This window comes from Streptococcus sp. HMSC062D07, from assembly GCF_001814215.1.
GTDB classification, from domain to species: domain Bacteria; phylum Bacillota; class Bacilli; order Lactobacillales; family Streptococcaceae; genus Streptococcus; species Streptococcus infantis_I.
In genome coordinates this window covers 14,684-32,251 of record NZ_KV815333.1, presented here as the reverse complement: position 1 = coordinate 32,251, position 17,568 = coordinate 14,684, and the positions used below count along the sequence as shown (strand labels likewise).

Annotated in this window: 10 protein-coding genes; all 10 read left to right on the top strand. The window is 42.3% G+C overall.

All coding sequences use genetic code 11. The features are described 5' to 3' along the window. The first annotated feature begins 11 nt into the window (after nt 1-11). Nucleotides 12-251, top strand: coding sequence for a D-alanine--poly(phosphoribitol) ligase subunit DltC (dltC, locus tag HMPREF2957_RS06585; protein WP_000351968.1), 240 nt, complete (start codon nt 12-14; stop codon nt 249-251). Further along, nucleotides 244-1,512: a D-alanyl-lipoteichoic acid biosynthesis protein DltD gene (gene dltD / locus HMPREF2957_RS06580; protein WP_070678271.1), complete on the top strand. Its 1,269-nt coding sequence runs from the start codon at nt 244-246 to the stop codon at nt 1,510-1,512. Before dltC ends, dltD begins: the two co-directional genes overlap by 8 nt. Before the next feature lie 247 nt (nt 1,513-1,759). Next, nucleotides 1,760-2,200 (top strand): zinc-dependent transcriptional regulator AdcR, encoded by a 441-nt coding sequence (adcR, locus tag HMPREF2957_RS06575; RefSeq protein WP_004254011.1) that lies wholly within the window; start codon nt 1,760-1,762, stop codon nt 2,198-2,200. Next, the gene (locus tag HMPREF2957_RS06570) at nt 2,200-2,904 is read left to right on the top strand and encodes a metal ABC transporter ATP-binding protein (protein ID WP_004254010.1); all 705 of its coding nucleotides are present in this window, start codon (nt 2,200-2,202) and stop codon (nt 2,902-2,904) included. Before adcR ends, HMPREF2957_RS06570 begins: the two co-directional genes overlap by 1 nt. After that, nucleotides 2,897-3,703, top strand: a complete 807-nt coding sequence (locus HMPREF2957_RS06565) for a metal ABC transporter permease (RefSeq protein ID WP_004254009.1) — start codon at nt 2,897-2,899, stop codon at nt 3,701-3,703. The genes HMPREF2957_RS06570 and HMPREF2957_RS06565 overlap by 8 nt, the downstream gene beginning before the upstream one ends. Before the next feature lie 9 nt (nt 3,704-3,712). Continuing rightward, entirely contained in the window at nt 3,713-5,215 is a 1,503-nt protein-coding gene (locus HMPREF2957_RS06560) for a zinc ABC transporter substrate-binding protein AdcA (protein WP_004254008.1), read from the top strand. Nucleotides 5,216-5,345: 130 nt separating this feature from the next. After that, the gene (locus tag HMPREF2957_RS06555; RefSeq protein WP_070678268.1) at nt 5,346-6,200 is read left to right on the top strand and encodes a VOC family protein; all 855 of its coding nucleotides are present in this window, start codon (nt 5,346-5,348) and stop codon (nt 6,198-6,200) included. Between the two features lie 537 nt (nt 6,201-6,737). Then, complete coding sequence (locus tag HMPREF2957_RS06550; RefSeq protein WP_070678265.1) at nt 6,738-10,334, top strand: DNA-directed RNA polymerase subunit beta; 3,597 nt, start codon at nt 6,738-6,740, stop codon at nt 10,332-10,334. A 38-nt stretch (nt 10,335-10,372) separates the two neighbouring features. After that, entirely contained in the window at nt 10,373-14,020 is a 3,648-nt protein-coding gene (rpoC, locus tag HMPREF2957_RS06545) for a DNA-directed RNA polymerase subunit beta' (protein WP_004254004.1), read from the top strand. Between the two features lie 259 nt (nt 14,021-14,279). After that, nucleotides 14,280-17,568 (top strand): CshA/CshB family fibrillar adhesin-related protein (locus HMPREF2957_RS06540; RefSeq protein WP_148131993.1); only part of this gene is annotated, 3,289 nt, incomplete at its 3' end.

The following is a 17,568-nucleotide window of genomic DNA, read 5'->3' as shown; positions in this document are numbered from 1 at the left end:
GAAATTAAAAAATGGATATCAAATCAGAAGTTATTGAAATTATCGATGAATTATTTATGGAAGATGTTTCTGACATGATGGATGAAGATCTTTTCGATGCAGGTGTCTTGGATAGTATGGGAACGGTTGAATTGATTGTAGAAATCGAAAATCGCTTTGATATACGTGTCCCGGTTACAGAATTTGGCCGTGATGATTGGAATACAGCCAATAAAATCGTGGCAGGGATTACGGAGTTAAAGAATGCTTAAACGCCTGTGGTTAATCTTCGGGCCGATTCTTATTGCAGGTTTATTGGTTCTTCTACTCATTTTTTTCTATCCTAGTAGTAAGAGTCATAATCTAATGGAGGAAAAATACTCTGCAGCCTCAGTAAGTGCAGAAAGTTTCAAAGAGAGAAGTCAAAAAGTGAGAGCTCTCACGGATCCTAATATGCGTTTTATACCCTTTTTGGGTTCGAGTGAATGGATTCGTTTTGATAGCATGCATCCAGGAGTGTTGGCTGAAAAGTATAATCGCTCCTACCGTCCGTATTTTATGGGGCAGGCAGGAGCCGCTTCTCTTAGTCAATATTTTGGGATGCAACAAATCACATCTGAACTTGAAAACAAACAAGCGGTATTTGTAATCTCTCCACAGTGGTTTACAAAAGAGGATCATGACCCGACTATTTTTCAAACTTATTTTAACAATGATCAGTTGACTGCCTTCTTGGAGAATCAATCTGGAGACGTAGCTTCTCAATATGCGGCTAATAGACTCTTAAAGCAAAATCCAAGAGTTCCGATGAAAGGAATTGTTGAGAAGATAGCTAAGAATGAACAGTTGTCAGACTTTGATCAAACGATGGTTAATATCTCTGCCGAGTTCAATGAGAGACAAGCTGCCCTTTTTGGTCAATTCTCTATTCGAGGCCAATTAAAGTATAAAGATCATATTGAAAAATATTTGAGCAGTCTCCCAGATCAGTTTTCGTATGAAGAATTGGAAAATATTGCACGTAAGGATGCAGAGGAAAATACGACCAATAATGATTTGGGGATGGATAACCACTTTTACAATACTCAACTTAAGAAAGATTTAAAAAAGTGGGAAGGGTATCAAAAAAATTACAACTTCCTCCAGTCAAGGGAATACAATGATTTGCAGTTAGTGCTCAATCAATTTGCCAAATCTAAGGTGAATGTACTCTTTGTCTTTCAACCTGTCAATAAAAAATGGATGAATTATACCGGATTAAGTGAGGAAATGTATCAACACTCTGTTGAAAAGATCCGTTACCAGTTGGAAAGTCAAGGTTTTACCAATATTGCTGACTTTTCAAAAAACGGAGGAGATCCATACTTTGTCAAGGATACGATTCATATCGGTTGGTTAGGTTGGTTGGCGTTTGACAAGGTTGTAAATCCTTTTTTGAGCAATCCAACAACAGCACCTAGTTACCAAATGAATGATCGATTCTTTAGCCAGGATTGGGCAAATTACGATGGGAATATTAAAGATTTTCAATAAATAGCAAAAGAGCCCGAACCTTGTTTTGGGCTCTTTGTAATGAAAGATTTTTGGTAATGGACAGTGTTGTAGCGGCCTCTTCATTTGAATAAGGGTAAGTAAAAAGAGATCAAGAAAATGAAAACATAAAAAATTGTTTTCATCTTTTTTCTTGACTCTATACTTGGATGTGATATACTTAACTAGTAAACAAACAGACTGAAAGTACTGTAATAATAGAAAAATTGTTTGAAGAAAGGGGCAAATCATGAGACAATTAGCAACAGAAATTGATCATTTTTTAAATGAAGTAATCCTGAAAGCTGAAAATCAGCATGAAATTTTGATTGGTCATTGCACGAGTGAAGTGGCCTTGACGAATACCCAGGAGCATATTCTTATGCTCTTATCAGAGGAGTCATTAACGAATTCGGAGTTGGCTCGCCGTCTCAATGTCAGTCAAGCAGCTGTCACCAAGGCCATTAAGTCCTTGATTAAAGAGGGGATGTTGGAGACATCCAAGGATCCTAAGGATGCAAGAGTGATCTTCTATCAATTGACAGACTTGGCACGACCAATCGCTGAAGAGCACCATCATCATCATGAGCACACCCTCTCGACTTATGAACAAGTTGCTAGTCAATTCTCGGCTGAGGAGCAAAAAATTATCCAGCGGTTTTTAACTGCTTTAGTAGGAGAAATCAAGTAATGAGATACATCACAGTAGAGGATTTGTCCTTCTATTATGACAAGGAACCTGTGCTTGAGCATATCAATTACAGTGTTGATAGTGGGGAATTTGTCACCCTCACTGGAGAAAATGGAGCCGCCAAGACGACTCTTATCAAGGCTAGTCTTGGTATTCTACAACCAAGATTTGGAAAAGTTACCATTTCAAAGACCAATACTCGTGGGACAAAACTAAGAATCGCCTACCTTCCTCAACAGATTGCCAGTTTTAATGCAGGCTTTCCAAGTACCGTTTATGAATTTGTCAAATCAGGTCGCTATCCAAGAAAAGGTTGGTTCCGTCGTCTAAATGCTCACGATGAGGAACATATCAAGGCTAGTTTAAACTCTGTTGGTATGTGGGAACATCGGGATAAACGCATTGGCTCCCTTTCTGGCGGGCAAAAGCAAAGGGCTGTTATCGCACGTATGTTTGCTTCAGATCCTGATATCTTTATCTTGGATGAGCCGACGACAGGGATGGATGCGGGAACCAAGGATGAGTTTTATGAACTCATGCACCACAGTGCCCACCATCATGGCAAGGCTGTTTTGATGATTACTCACGATCCTGAAGAAGTTAAGGACTACGCAGATCGTAATATTCACCTGGTCCGAGACCAAGATTCCCCATGGCGTTGCTTCAATGTCCATGAAAGTGACCAGGAGGTGGAGCATGTTTAATCTATTGTCTTATGATTTTATGCAGCGAGCCTTTTTGGCTGTTATTGCCATGAGTCTCTTTTCACCAGTTCTTGGGACCTTCCTAATCTTGCGTCGTCAAAGTCTTATGAGTGATACTTTGAGTCACGTCTCGCTTTCAGGGGTTGCCTTTGGCTTGGTTTTAGGAATTTCTCCGACCATTTCAACCATTGTGATTGTCTTGATTGCAGCGGTCTTCCTTGAATACCTACGTACGGTTTATAAAAGCTTTATGGAGATTGGGACAGCCATTCTCATGTCTACAGGCCTTGCAGTTTCACTTATTGTTATGAGTAAGGGTAAGAGCTCTAGCTCTATGAGTCTGGACCAATACCTTTTTGGTTCTATTGTGACTATTAGTCAAGAGCAGGTCATTGGTCTCTTTGTTATTGCAGCGGTTGTTTTAATCCTGACCTTCCTCTTTTTAAGACCTATGTATATTCTAACTTTTGATGAGGATACAGCTTTTGTCGATGGTCTTCCAGTGCGTACCATGTCTATTCTCTTTAACATGGTAACGGGTGTGGCTATTGCACTCATGATCCCAGCAGCGGGAGCGCTTTTGGTATCGACTATCATGGTCTTACCAGCAAGTATTGCTTTGCGTCTAGGTAAAAACTTTAGTTCTGTGATGATACTTGCTAGCGTCATTGGTTTTCTAGGCATGGTTGCGGGGCTTTATATTTCCTATTATGCAGAGACACCACCAAGTGCAAGTATCACCATTATCTTTGTAGTTGTCTTTTTAGTAGTCAGCTTACTCAAACGTTTTATCAAATAGGAGAAGAAAATGAAAAAACTAAGCCTACTTTTGGCAAGTCTTGTGACCTTATTCTTAGTCGCTTGCTCTAATCAAAAACAAGCAGACGGGAAATTAAATATCGTGACAACTTTCTACCCTGTCTACGAATTTACCAAGCAAGTAGCAGGGGATACAGCCAATGTCGAACTTTTAATCGGGGCTGGAACAGAGCCACATGAATATGAACCATCACCTAAGGCAGTCGCTAAAATCCAAGATGCTGATGCCTTTGTTTATGAGAATGAAAATATGGAAACTTGGGTTCCTAAACTTTTAGAATCTCTAGATGCAAAAAAAGTAAAAACCATTAAAGCTACTGGAGATATGTTGCTTCTTCCAGGAAGTGAAGAAGAGGAAGACCATGACCATGGTGAAGAAGGTCATCATCACGAGTATGACCCTCATGTATGGTTGTCTCCTGCGCGTGCCATTAAGCTTGTAGAGCACATCCGTGACAGTTTATCAGCTGACTATCCTGATAAAAAAGCAACCTTTGAGCAAAATGCAGCTGCCTATATCGAGAAATTGCAAGCTCTGGACAAGGCCTATACTGAAGGACTTTCTAGTGCAAAACAAAAGAGTTTTGTGACTCAGCACGCTGCCTTTCGTTATCTTGCCTTGGACTACGGACTCACTCAAGTCTCTATCTCTGGGCTTTCGCCAGATGCGGAACCCTCAGCAAGCCGCTTGGCAGAATTGACCGAGTACATCAAGAAAAACAAAATCTCTTATATCTACTTTGAAGAAAATGCTTCTCAAGCCCTAGCGAATACCCTCTCAAAAGAAACAGGAGTGAAGTTAGATGTTCTGAATCCTCTTGAAAGCTTGACCGAAGAGGACATGAAGGTTGGAGAAACCTATATCTCTATCATGGAGAAAAACCTCAAGGCACTCAAGCAAACAACTGATCAGGCAGGAGCAGAGATTGAACCAGAAAAGGCAGAGGAAACTAAAACCGTTCAAAATGGCTACTTTGAGGATGCAGATGTTAAGGACCGTACCCTGAGTGATTATGCTGGCAACTGGCAGTCAGTCTATCCTTTCCTTGAGGATGGGACTCTTGATCAAGTATTTGACTACAAGGCTAAATTGACTGGTAAGATGACCAAGGATGAATACAAAGCCTACTATCAAAAAGGTTACCAAACAGATGTAAACAAGATTAATATTGCAGATAATACTATGGAATTTATCCAAGGAGGCCAAAGTAAGCAATATACTTATAAGTATGTCGGCAAGAAAATCTTGACTTATAAGAAAGGGAATCGTGGAGTACGCTTCCTCTTTGAAGCGACTGATGCAGACGCCGGACAATTCAAGTATGTTCAGTTTAGCGACCACAATATTGCTCCGGTCAAGGCAGAACATTTCCATATCTTCTTTGGAGGCACTAGCCAAGAAGCCCTCTTTGAAGAGATGGACAACTGGCCAACCTACTATCCAGATGGCTTATCAGGTCAAGAGATTGCTCAAGAAATGTTGGCTCATTAAATCCAAACAATCCTTCCTACACGGGGAGGGTTTTTCTTGTGTTATCAGCGTTGAGCATCTGGATTGACATTGGCTGAGAAGGGAGTACAATAGATGTAATTAAAACAGTTACAACAAAGAGAGGTTTTCTATGGTTTACGAATATAATAGTCAGATTTATTTGGCTGAAGTAGCTTTAAATGTCAAGGACTTAGAAAGTCAGACAGCATTTTATCATCAGTTGCTTGGGTTGGAGATTTTGAATCAATCGGAAAATAAAGTTCTTTTAGGTGCCGGTGGGAAACCACTAGTTCGGCTAATTAAGACAGATGATACTAGCAATCCTAAGCAGAGCTACGGACTTTATCATATGGCCTTGCTCTTACCGAGCCGAGAAGACTTGGCTAATGTTTTTAAACACTTGCTCGGTTTAAAGATACCTCTAGTGGGTGGAGCGGACCATGGTTATAGCGAGGCTATCTATTTGGAAGATATAGAGGGCAATGGCATTGAACTCTACAGAGATAAACCTGTAACAGTATGGGATATTCGTGAGGATGGCCGTATTATTGGTGTGACAGAAGAACTCTCTGCTCAAGATATCTACCAACTAGGAAAAGAAATCGAGCCTTTTGTGATTGCAGAAGGCACTCGTATGGGCCATGTTCACCTATCTGTTAAGAATAGCCGAGAAGCGAGTACATTCTATCAAGAGTCTCTAGGTCTGGAGGATAAATTCACGATTCCACATGCCAGTTGGATCGCATCAGGGGCTTATCACCATCATTTAGCTGTAAATGAATGGGGTGGCAAAAACTTAGTTCGACGTAAGCATGGAATGGTGGGGCTAGCCTACTATGTGGTTGAAGTTGAGAACAAAGAGGAGTTGTTGAAGGTTTTTGCTCAATCTCAAGGTAATGAGGTGATAATTCAGTGGCTTTCTTCTGCAGAATTTAGTATAACTGATAGCGATGGCATTGTGACGCGAGTTAGAGTGGGAAATTAAAAAAGAGCGGTTCAGTCTACTTTAGAAGTAGTTTGAACTGCTCTCTTTTTTATTCAGGTTTTTCGAGGATGAAAAGCTCTTTTGTTATGTACTTACTGTCCGTATATCCTAATTTTTCATAGCTAGCAATTAAGGGATTTATGTAACTATGAGATGAAGAAACTATAAGAAAAATTACAAAATTATGAAAATTACCTTTTCTGAAAACAATCCACAGCTATACTAAAGCAAGAAAAATCCTTCAAAGGACTTGAAAAATTAGAGAAAATCGGGTATAATATGAGTAATCATTTGTCGTAGGTTTTGTCTGAAATATTGTCCGGACAAGGCTCACAGCAGTTAAATCTCCTCAAAAAAGTCGGATTTAACTGCTCTTTTTGTGCTTTTTTTCGGTATTTTTTGCATCTGTAACAGAGATTTAAAGATTCTGAAAAATTAGTCAAGGGGGATAAGTTGATAGGGGTTTTAGAACCATTAAACGATAATTATTAGCTTAGGTGACTAAGCTTGGAACTTTATTTACAAAGGAGAATCATCTTGGCAGGACATGACGTTCAATACGGGAAACATCGTACCCGTCGTAGTTTTTCAAGAATCAAAGAAGTTCTTGACTTACCAAATTTGATTGAAATTCAAACTGATTCATTTAAAGATTTCCTAGACTATGGTCTGAAGGAAGTGTTTGAAGATGTATTGCCAATTTCAAACTTCACAGAAACAATGGAGTTGGAATTTGTTGGCTACGAAATCAAAGAACCTAAATATACGCTTGAAGAAGCTCGCATCCATGATGCTAGCTATTCAGCACCAATCTTTGTAACTTTCCGCTTGATTAACAAAGAAACTGGCGAAATCAAAACTCAAGAAGTCTTCTTTGGTGATTTCCCAATCATGACTGAGATGGGTACTTTCATCATTAACGGTGGTGAACGTATTATCGTATCACAGTTGGTGCGTTCTCCAGGTGTTTACTTTAATGATAAAGTAGACAAAAACGGTAAAGTGGGCTACGGTTCAACTGTAATCCCTAACCGTGGAGCTTGGTTGGAACTGGAAAGTGACTCAAAAGACATCGCCTACACTCGTATCGACCGTACACGTAAAATTCCATTTACGACTTTGGTTCGTGCTCTTGGTTTCTCAGGCGATGACGAAATCTTTGATATCTTTGGGGACAGCGAGTTGGTTCGCAACACTGTTGAAAAAGATATCCATAAAAACCCAATGGACTCTCGTACAGACGAAGCTTTGAAAGAAATTTATGAGCGTCTTCGTCCAGGTGAACCAAAAACTGCTGAGAGTTCACGTACCTTGCTTGTGGCTCGTTTCTTCGACCCACGTCGTTATGACTTGGCAGCTGTTGGACGCTACAAGATTAACAAGAAATTAAATATTAAAACTCGTTTGCTCAACCAAACAATCGCTGAACCATTGGTGGACCCTGAAACTGGTGAAATCTTAGTTGAAAAGGGTACTGTTATGACTCGCGATGTCATCGAGAGCATCGAAAGCCATTTAGATGGCGATTTGAACAAGATTGTCTACACTCCAAATGACTCAGCTGTTTTGACAGAACCAGTTGTTCTTCAAAAATTCAAGGTTGTGGCACCAACTGATCCAGACCGTGTTGTAACAATCATCGGAAATGCAAATCCAGATGATAAGGTTCGCACTATCACTCCGGCAGATATCCTTGCTGAGATGAGCTACTTCCTTAACTTGGCTGAAGGTATCGGTCGTATCGATGATATCGACCACCTCGGAAACCGTCGTATTCGTGCCGTTGGTGAATTGCTTGCTAACCAAGTACGTCTTGGACTTTCACGTATGGAACGTAATGTTCGTGAACGTATGTCTGTTCAAGATAACGAAGTATTGACACCTCAACAAATCATTAACATCCGTCCAGTGACTGCGGCGATCAAAGAATTCTTTGGTTCTTCACAATTGTCACAGTTCATGGACCAACACAACCCACTTTCTGAGCTGTCTCACAAACGTCGTTTGTCTGCCTTAGGGCCTGGTGGTTTGACACGTGACCGCGCTGGATATGAAGTGCGTGACGTGCACTACACTCACTATGGTCGTATGTGTCCAATCGAAACACCTGAAGGACCAAACATCGGTTTGATCAACAACTTGTCTTCATATGGACACCTCAACAAGTATGGTTTCATTCAAACACCATACCGTAAGGTTGACCGTGCAACTGGTAAAGTTACCAACGAAATTGTTTGGTTGACTGCCGATGAAGAAGATGAATACACAGTAGCTCAGGCTAACTCTAAATTGAACGCAGATGGAACTTTTGCTGAAAAAGTTGTCATGGGACGTCACCAAGGGGTTAACCAAGAATATCCAGCATCAAGCGTTGACTACATGGACGTTTCTCCTAAACAGGTAGTTGCCGTTGCGACAGCATGTATTCCTTTCTTGGAAAACGATGACTCCAACCGTGCCCTCATGGGTGCCAACATGCAACGTCAGGCTGTTCCGTTGATCGATCCTAAAGCGCCTTTCGTTGGTACTGGTATGGAATACCAAGCAGCCCATGACTCAGGAGCTGCAGTTATTGCACAACATGGTGGTAAGGTTACCTATGCGGATGCGGACAAAGTAGAAGTTCGCCGTGAAGATGGTTCCCTTGATGTTTACCACATCCAAAAATTCCGTCGTTCAAACTCAGGTACTGCTTATAACCAACGTACCCTTGTTCGAGTTGGCGATGTCATCGAAAAAGGTGACTTTATCGCTGATGGACCTTCTATGGAAAAAGGTGAAATGGCGCTTGGACAAAACCCAATCGTTGCCTACATGACATGGGAAGGGTACAACTTCGAGGATGCCGTTATCATGAGCGAACGCTTGGTGAAAGACGATGTTTACACATCAGTTCACCTCGAAGAATATGAATCAGAAACACGCGATACAAAGCTTGGGCCTGAAGAAATCACTCGTGAAATTCCAAACGTTGGTGAAGATGCCCTTAAAGACCTCGACGAAATGGGTATCATCCGTATCGGTGCTGAGGTTAAAGAAGGGGATATCCTTGTAGGTAAAGTCACACCTAAGGGTGAAAAAGACCTTTCTGCTGAAGAGCGTCTCTTGCACGCTATCTTCGGTGACAAATCTCGCGAAGTTCGTGATACTTCCCTTCGTGTACCACACGGTGCCGATGGTGTCGTTCGTGATGTTAAAATCTTTACACGTGCAAACGGTGATGAATTGCAATCTGGTGTTAACATGCTAGTTCGCGTATACATCGCACAAAAACGTAAGATTAAGGTCGGAGATAAGATGGCCGGACGTCACGGAAACAAAGGGGTTGTCTCTCGTATCGTTCCTGTAGAAGACATGCCTTACCTTCCAGACGGAACTCCAGTCGATATCATGTTGAACCCACTTGGGGTGCCATCACGTATGAATATCGGTCAGGTTATGGAACTTCACCTTGGTATGGCGGCTCGTACTCTTGGTATCCACATCGCAACGCCAGTCTTTGACGGAGCAAGTTCTGAAGATCTTTGGGACACTGTCAAAGAAGCAGGTATGGATAGCGACGCTAAGACTATCCTATACGATGGTCGTACTGGTGAACCATTTGATAACCGTGTGTCAGTTGGTGTCATGTACATGATCAAACTTCACCACATGGTTGATGATAAATTGCACGCTCGTTCAGTCGGACCATACTCAACCGTTACACAACAACCACTCGGAGGTAAAGCTCAGTTTGGTGGACAACGTTTCGGTGAGATGGAGGTTTGGGCGCTTGAAGCCTATGGTGCATCAAATGTTCTTCAAGAAATCTTGACTTACAAGTCTGACGATATCAACGGACGTTTGAAAGCTTATGAAGCTATTACAAAAGGAAAACCAATTCCAAAACCAGGTGTTCCAGAATCGTTCCGAGTTCTTGTAAAAGAATTGCAATCTCTTGGTCTTGACATGCGTGTCCTTGACGAAGACAATCAAGAAGTGGAACTTCGTGACCTTGATGAAGGAATGGACGAAGATGTCATCCACGTAGATGACCTTGAAAAAGCCCGCGAAAGAGCAGCTCAAGAGGCTAAAGCAGCCTTTGAAGCAGAAGAAAATGCAAAAGCGGAAGCAACAGAAGAAGCTGCTGAATAAGAATAAGCAGTTCACTTATAATAGAAAGGGAAGAAATAGTGGTTGATGTAAATCGTTTTAAAAGTATGCAAATCACACTAGCTTCTCCAAGTAAAGTCCGTTCATGGTCTTATGGAGAAGTCAAAAAACCTGAAACAATCAATTACCGTACGTTGAAACCAGAACGTGAAGGACTCTTTGACGAAGTGATCTTTGGTCCTACAAAAGACTGGGAATGTGCTTGTGGTAAATACAAACGCATTCGTTACAGAGGGATTGTTTGTGACCGTTGTGGTGTTGAAGTAACGCGTACAAAAGTTCGTCGTGAACGTATGGGGCACATCGAGTTAAAAGCTCCTGTATCTCATATCTGGTATTTCAAGGGGATTCCAAGCCGTATGGGCTTGACCCTTGACATGAGTCCTCGTGCCCTCGAGGAAGTTATCTACTTTGCTGCTTACGTGGTGATTGATCCAAAAGATACACCACTTGAGCACAAATCTATTATGACAGAGCGTGAATACCGTGAACGCTTGCGTGAATTTGGTCATGGTTCATTCGTTGCCAAAATGGGTGCCGAAGCGATCCAAGACCTCTTGAAACAAGTAGATCTTGAAAAAGAAATTGCTGAACTCAAAGAAGAGTTGAAAACAGCTACTGGACAAAAACGTGTGAAAGCTATCCGTCGTTTGGATGTTTTGGATGCTTTCCACAAGTCTGGAAACAAGCCTGAATGGATGGTTCTTAACATCCTTCCAGTTATTCCACCAGATCTTCGTCCAATGTTGCAGTTGGATGGTGGCCGTTTTGCCTCATCTGACTTGAACGACCTTTACCGTCGTGTTATTAACCGTAACAATCGTTTGGCTCGTTTGCTTGAGTTGAACGCGCCAGGTATCATCGTTCAAAATGAGAAGCGTATGCTTCAAGAAGCGGTTGACGCTTTGATTGACAATGGCCGTCGTGGTCGTCCGATCACAGGGCCAGGTAGCCGTCCGCTTAAATCATTGAGCCATATGCTCAAGGGGAAACAAGGACGCTTCCGTCAAAACTTGCTCGGTAAACGTGTTGACTTCTCAGGACGTTCCGTTATTGCCGTTGGTCCAACTCTTAAGATGTACCAATGTGGTGTGCCACGTGAAATGGCAATCGAGCTCTTTAAACCATTTGTCATGCGTGAAATCGTTGCGCGCGATATCGTTCAAAACGTTAAAGCGGCTAAACGCTTGGTAGAACGTGGAGATGAACGTATCTGGGATATCCTCGAAGAAGTTATCAAAGAACACCCAGTGCTTTTGAACCGCGCACCTACCCTTCACCGTTTGGGTATCCAAGCCTTTGAGCCAGTCTTGATTGACGGTAAAGCCCTTCGTTTGCACCCACTTGTCTGTGAAGCCTACAATGCCGACTTTGACGGGGACCAAATGGCCATCCACGTACCTCTTTCAGAAGAAGCCCAAGCAGAAGCTCGTATCTTGATGCTTGCTGCTGAGCATATCTTGAACCCTAAAGATGGTAAACCAGTTGTTACTCCATCTCAGGACATGGTTTTGGGTAACTACTACTTGACTATGGAAGAAGCTGGTCGTGAAGGCGAAGGTATGGTCTTCAAGGATCGTGACGAAGCTGTCATGGCTTACCGTAATGGTTATGTTCACCTCCACTCACGTGTTGGTATCGCAACAGATAGCCTTAACAAACCATGGACAGAAGAGCAAAAACACAAAATCTTGCTTACAACTGTAGGTAAAATCCTCTTCAACGATATCATGCCAGAAGGACTACCTTACTTGCAAGAGCCAACAAACGCTAACTTGACAGAAGGTGTCCCGGCTAAGTACTTCTTGCCATTAGGTGGAAATATCAAGGAAGCTATTGAAGGGCTTGAACTCAACCCACCATTCAAGAAGAAAAACCTTGGAAATATCATCGCTGAAATCTTCAAACGTTTCCGTACGACAGAAACATCTGCCCTACTTGACCGTATGAAGAACCTCGGTTACCACCATTCAACTCTTGCAGGTTTGACAGTGGGTATTGCTGATATTCCAGTCGTTGAAGACAAGGCTGAAATCATCGAAGAATCACACAAACGTGTAGAACAAATCACAAAACAATTCCGTCGTGGTATGATCACAGACGATGAGCGCTACAATGCTGTTACAGCTGAATGGCGTGCTGCCCGTGAAAAACTCGAGAAACGTTTGGTTGCCAACCAAGATCCTAAGAACCCTATCGTTATGATGATGGACTCTGGAGCCCGTGGTAACATCTCAAACTTCTCACAGCTTGCCGGTATGCGTGGTCTGATGGCTGCTCCGAACGGACGTATCATGGAATTGCCAATCCTTTCAAACTTCCGCGAAGGTTTGTCAGTACTTGAGATGTTCTTCTCAACTCACGGTGCCCGTAAAGGTATGACCGATACGGCCCTTAAGACAGCCGACTCAGGTTACTTGACTCGTCGTTTGGTTGACGTTGCCCAAGACGTTATCATTCGTGAGGATGACTGTGGAACTGACCGTGGTCTCTTGATCCGTTCTATTACTGAAGGTAAAGAGATGATTGAGTCTCTAGAAGAACGTCTCAATGGTCGTTACACTAAGAAAACTGTTAAACATCCAGAAACTGGTGCAGTTATTATCGGTCCAAATGAATTGATTACAGAAGACAAGGCGCGTGAAATCGTCAATGCTGGTGTTGAAGAAGTGACTATCCGCTCAGTATTTACATGTAACACTCGTCATGGTGTTTGCCGTCACTGTTACGGTATCAACTTAGCGACTGGTGATGCGGTTGAAGTTGGTGAAGCAGTTGGTACAATCGCTGCCCAATCTATCGGGGAACCTGGTACACAGCTTACAATGCGTACCTTCCACACGGGTGGTGTTGCCTCAAATACCGATATCACTCAGGGTCTTCCTCGTGTCCAAGAAATCTTTGAAGCCCGCAATCCTAAAGGGGAAGCGGTCATCACAGAAGTCAAAGGGGAAGTTACAGCAATCGAAGAAGATGCTTCAACTCGTACTAAGAAAGTCTTCGTTAAAGGTGAAACTGGCGAAGGCGAATACGTGGTACCATTCACAGCACGTATGCGTGTAGAGGTTGGCGATCAAATCTCTCGTGGTGCAGCATTGACAGAAGGTTCTATCCAACCAAAACGTCTCCTTGCTGTACGTGATGTCTTGTCAGTTGAAACTTACCTCCTCGGTGAAGTACAAAAAGTTTACCGTAGCCAAGGGGTAGAAATCGGTGACAAACACATCGAGGTAATGGTTCGTCAAATGATCCGCAAAGTTCGTGTCATGGATCCAGGGGATACAGACCTTCTTATGGGTACTCTCATGGATATCAACGACTTTACAGATGCCAACAAAGATGTTCTTATCGCAGGTGGTGTTCCAGCAACTGGTCGCCCAGTCCTTATGGGAATTACCAAAGCCTCACTTGAAACAAATAGTTTCTTGTCAGCAGCTTCCTTCCAGGAAACAACTCGTGTCCTTACAGACGCAGCTATCCGTGGTAAGAAAGACCATCTCCTTGGTCTCAAGGAAAATGTTATCATCGGTAAGATCATCCCAGCTGGTACTGGTATGGCTCGCTACCGTAACCTTGAACCACAAGCAGTCAACGAAGAATCCCTCCTTGCAGATTCACAAGAAGAGCAAGTAGATGCCCAAGTCGAGACTGTTGAAACAAGTGAATAAACCTATTTATCCAAAAGAGGGGCAATTCCCTCTTTTGGTGTGTATAGGAAATGAAATCGTAATGTATATTTTCTTGAAATAATAGTAAAAAAATGGAATAAATGTATATTGATTTCAACTTTCAAAACAATGAGCATAATGCTTGGTTTTTAAGTACAATAGTGCTAAAATAGGAGCGTTGCATGTTTGGGATTTTGTAAAAAACAATGCATAAATTATAACAATATATACACTCCCGAAAGGGTAATGGAGGTAAATCATGAAAAATGATCTGTTTAACGACCGAATTAGTCGATTCTCGATCCGTAAGCTTCATGTAGGAGTTTGCTCGGTCTTACTCGGAACGTTGGTAATGCTCGGAACTGCTACAGGTGTCGGAGCTGATGAAGTAACTGAAGAAAAACAAGCTGACGGAGTTGCAGCTACAACAGAAGTAGAGAAAACTGAAGCTCCTGTAACTACAGAAGCAGCACCTGCTAAAGAAGTAACTTATAAAGCAGAAGCAGCACCTGCAGTTTCTACTGAAGTAAAACCGGAGCTAAATAGCGACAAATTGGCAGCTTACGTTGCTGAAATTGAAGCAAACGTGGCAAATGGTAAATACAGCAACAAGACAGACGAGAGCGTTGAAATTCTTAAGGTAGGTCTTGCTAATGCTAAAAATGCACTTACTTCTGCTACAAGCCAAGCTGAACTTGACGCAGCTTACCAATCACTTGTAACTATTGTCAATTCTAAGCTTAAAAACAAAGAAAAAGCTGTAGCCGAAGAAAAAGTAGCAGCTACTGAAAAGACAGAAGCCACTACAGGTAAGCCTGCAGAAAACACTAAGCCAGCTGAAGGTACTAACGCAATCGCAAATACAGGGAAAAACGACCCTCGTAATGGTAAAGAGATTGACAAAAACACAGCCTTCCGTGCAGATACAGCGACAGCTACTGGTGTAGGAGCAGACGTTGTCGATGCAACTTCAACTCCAAAGGTTGAAAAACCAGGATATACAACAGACCTTGACGCAAAATCTTTGACTAGCCAGATTACATGGTTGGACTTTGGAGATGTAGCCAACTGGACAGGAACCACTACGACATTAGTACCTGCCGCCGAAACTAAACCAACTGAAAACTTACAAGAGAAAATGGCTCTTCAAGTTGGAGCTACCTATACTAAGGAAATCATGCCTGGATATGTGGTGACCATCAAAGTTAAGTCTTTGAAACCCTTCCAAGCAACTGAAATCTATAAGAAGCGACTAGAAAGCCAAGGAGCTACTGACGCAGAAAAAGCAACCTATGATCCAAATGCTCGAAACGGTTTTGTCAATAATTCAAGTTCACCTACTTCTAAGTTACATTTCAATAACGGTGATGAGGCCATGATTACCGCAGAGCCTCAAAATGGTTATACCGAAGTTAAACATGAAGGAATTGATACCAAAGCCAAGAAGACAACCATTGCTTCAGCGATAAATGGTGGAAATATTGGTGTGCAATTTGAAATTTCTGCCACCTTCCGTGGTAAAGTTGTTAAACCGGCTATTGTAATGGCTGATGGTGAGTCTGCCAACCCTGGTGAATTTGTTATGTTCACTACCAACGGACAAGGTTGGCAACATCTTGGAGAATGGAAAAAAGATTATAGAAGATATAGTGTACCGTACATGATACAAGATACGGATAATCTTTTTGGCCCTAACCCTACGACTACTATTAATGGTAAATCATTCTACGGAATTAACCTTAACCAACTTCGCGGGTCTAATCAAGTTGGCCCAGATAAGAAACCAGTCGCTTGGAAGTATTTTGGGAACCCTGACCAAGTAACTGGTGGTCTTGGGACTGGTGTCTTTGGGCCAAATATTTCTGCAGGCGATTCCTCTGTTCCCCTTGTTATGACGCGTGGAGCATCTGAAGTGGGACTTTACATCGCTTCGGGTGGTAAACAGTCTGCTATGCTAGGGTTCTTCCCACTTGATGAAGGGGATGCTCCTGAGTCATACGGTAAGGCAGTTCATACCATTGCAACTGTTGACGGTGTTACTGGAGCTAAAGTAAATCAACCGTATCTTGGTAATGTGAGCCCAGATATGGATGAAAACACTACTCAAGACTGGTTCGGTGATGATAAGGCAACTACGGCCGATGAAGGAATTAACCAATTGCTTCCAGATGAACTCAAAGGTACAACCAATGAGATGATTAAGATGGATCGTACCAAACCAGGCAACTATAAGATGTCAATTCAAGCTCATACGGATGGAGCTTCAGAAGCACATATCTATGGTTGGGTAGACTTTAACCAAAATGGTAAATTCGATGAGGATGAACGCTCAAATCTCGCTACAATCACACAAGATGGCACTGTTGAGTTGACCTTTGCAAACAGCAAGACTTACGTCGACCCAAGCGTTAAAGAGTTAGGTGCTCGTGTTCGTATCGCTAAGAAAGCGAACGAGATCGAAAGCCCAACTGGCATGGCCTTCTCAGGTGAAGTAGAAGACTTCAAGACTCAAATCACCCACCCACCAAAAGGAGAATTTAAGGAAACAAGTGGCCCTCAAGGTACGAAACAATCAGCAACTGTAACCTTTACAGCACGTGGAGAACATAAGTTTGAACGTGATTCTACTGCTATTATTGATGAAACTGTAGAACCATACATTGTTGACAAAGATGGCAACCGAGCAACCCTTGACGCAGACGGTTACTATGTCGTTCAAGGACAAGGTAAGTACAAGATTACTGCTAAAGGTAAAGATGTAGATGTTGAGTTTATTCCTGAGGACAACTTCCTAGGAACAGCTGATGGTATCTCTATCCGTCGTTCAGATAATAATGGTTATGATACTGGTTGGTCAACAAAATTCCCAGACCAAGAAGCAAACGTTAATGGTCAGTTGAATACCATGGATGGTCTTTACATCCCAACAGTTACTCCGATTGAAATCGAAGGGGTTGACAAAACATCTAAAGATATTCAAGGTGCAACTCAAAAAGAAACACCTACCTTTAATACAACAGCTTCTAACTCAGCTGGTGATAAGATTGTTATTGCTCCAAGCACGGACTATCCTGCTAAGTTGGTAGATCCAGCAACAGGTCTTACTACTGATGCGACATCTGTAACAGTAGCAGGAGAAGGGACTTACACTATTAATCCTACAACTGGTGAAGTAACCTTCACTCCAGAACCAAGCTTTACTGGTACAGCCAAAGGTGTGGAAGTTACATTGTCAGCGCCAGTTGGACGAAATAAAGACGGTCAGATTCAAAAAGAGTACATTAAGACTGCTACAGCTAAGTACACACCAACTGTAGTAGGAGTAACACCAACCGCAACACCAGCAGAAACAAAAGACATCCAAGGTGCAACTCAAACAGGTAAGCCTGAATTCAAGGGTGGTACAGTTGAAGTTAACGGTGTTGAAAAGACTGTTCCAATCAACGAAGATGTTCCAGCAACATTTGACGATGGTTCAACAACTAAGACTGTTGAAGGTGTTGGTAAATTTACAGTTGCAGCAGATGGAACAGTAACATTCGTTCCAG